Below are 1,595 nucleotides of genomic sequence, written 5' to 3' on the forward strand. Positions count from 1 at the left end.
CTGACAGATCTGCGCGGTATTGTTGATGAACTTACCGGCAAGGGTGTGACTGTTACTTTCCTGCATGAGAATCTCGCGTTTGCGAAAGACACGTCCGATCCGCGCGCGGATTTAATGCTCGGAATTCTCGGTAGCTTCGCGGAGTTTGAGCGGGCCATTATCCGCGAGCGCCAGGCGGAGGGGATTGCGTTGGCGAAAAAGGCCGGAAAGTACAAAGGCCGCAAACCCGCTCTTAGCCCGCAGCAAGTAGCGGAGATTAAACGGCGCATATTGGCAGGGGAGTCAAAGGCAGCACTAGCGCGGGAATTTGGGGTAACCCGTCCTACGGTGTATCGAGCATTGAAAAACACCTAGGGTAGTGCAGCCGTGATGGTAGATCAGCGCGCCCATGAGCCCCGTCATATGTCTTGCCATATGGCGGGACATATGTTTAGGCATATGCTAAAGCATATGTCGGCAGTTATGTAGCACTGCCAGCATTTTCGTGCGTCTAGATAGGGTGACAGGCAGAGAAATTAGCGGTGTTGAGTGCAGCTGCAAGTAGCACTGTACGGGTTTCCCCTCATGGGCGGCTTTTATAAAGGCAGGGGTGAAATCATGCTTCTAGGTCTCGTCAGGGGTGGCTGCTAACGTTAGTGCCGGTTCACAATCATGCCCCGCCACCTGTGGTGGGGCGTGGGCGTGACTTCCTCGTCGGTGCGCGGTAAGGCCCGCGCGTGACGTGGGCTGTCCCGCGCGCCTTTTTCAGGCGAGCGGACAACCCTACGACGTAAAGGGAGGTAGACAATGGGTAAACACTCATTGGATACACCCGGTCGCAAAAGAAAAGACCTTGATGCCACCAAGCTTGACTGGCTAGATGTGGCTACCAAGGTCATAGTTCTTGTGACCGTAATCGTGAAGCTCGTTACCGCGATGCTTCACGTGGGTCTTTAGGCCCGAGGGTCTCAACGAGCTGGCACTCGTTGGGGCCCTTTTTATTGTGCAGCCGCAATTCAGGGATGAACTGTGCTGTCACTTTTTAGGCTAATGGGCGCGCGAAGGTTTCGCAATACTCCCACACTGAGCCCGTAGCCCTCCTTTTCTCTACTGCGGGCGGGAATCTGCGTATTCGTGCGCCCGCGAGTCCTGCCATATGGCGGAACATATGTTTAGGCATATGTTATAGCGTATGTTCCGCCATATGCTAAAGCATATGTTCTGTGTTATGCAGGTTTACCTGCTAGTTCTTGCGTTTAGGCGGAGTCCGAAAATGGTAATCCACAAGGCTAGTAGGCCGAAGGAGATGAGCAGTGCGGCCAGTTCTCGCGAGAGACCGGCCTGGGTGAAAAGGAAGGAGGGGACAAGGATCATTGCTGCGCTTATGCTGCCTCCAAGCGCGGCGTAATACATACGGTCTTCTGGCCGTTCGCGGCGGATGGTCTGGATGATTAAGACGAAAAGTACTGCGAGTGCGGCGAGGGTGATGGTCGTGTACATTCCTTCTCCTTTCGGGACTGGTGCCCATTTTATCGGTGAGGGTGTGCACGGTCTGTGTGCTGCGTTTTCCAAGAGTCAGGGTGTGTTAGTGTTATCCCCCGTAAGATCCTGATGAG

At 54.4% G+C, this 1,595-nt stretch carries 2 protein-coding genes; one reads left to right on the forward strand and one right to left on the reverse strand.

Going from position 1 to position 1,595, the window contains the following annotated elements:
- Nucleotides 1–354: recombinase family protein (locus ABRP86_RS11475; protein ID WP_349864459.1), on the forward strand; the 354-nt coding region annotated here is incomplete at its 5' end.
- An 861-nt stretch (nt 355–1,215) separates the two neighbouring features.
- Here ABRP86_RS11475 and ABRP86_RS11480 read toward each other — a convergent pair.
- Nucleotides 1,216–1,479, reverse strand: a complete 264-nt coding sequence (locus tag ABRP86_RS11480) for a hypothetical protein (RefSeq protein WP_011117479.1) — start codon at nt 1,477–1,479, stop codon at nt 1,216–1,218.
- Nucleotides 1,480–1,595: the final 116 nt, after the last annotated feature.

It is taken from the genome of Corynebacterium sp. KPL3927 (assembly GCF_040225835.1).
Lineage (GTDB): Bacteria > Actinomycetota > Actinomycetes > Mycobacteriales > Mycobacteriaceae > Corynebacterium.

Bases quoted from the DNA above. Each gene is read 5' to 3' on its own strand.
- ABRP86_RS11480 (WP_011117479.1), bottom strand. From the start codon at position 1,479: ATGTACACGACCATCACCCTCGCCGCACTCGCAGTACTTTTCGTCTTA.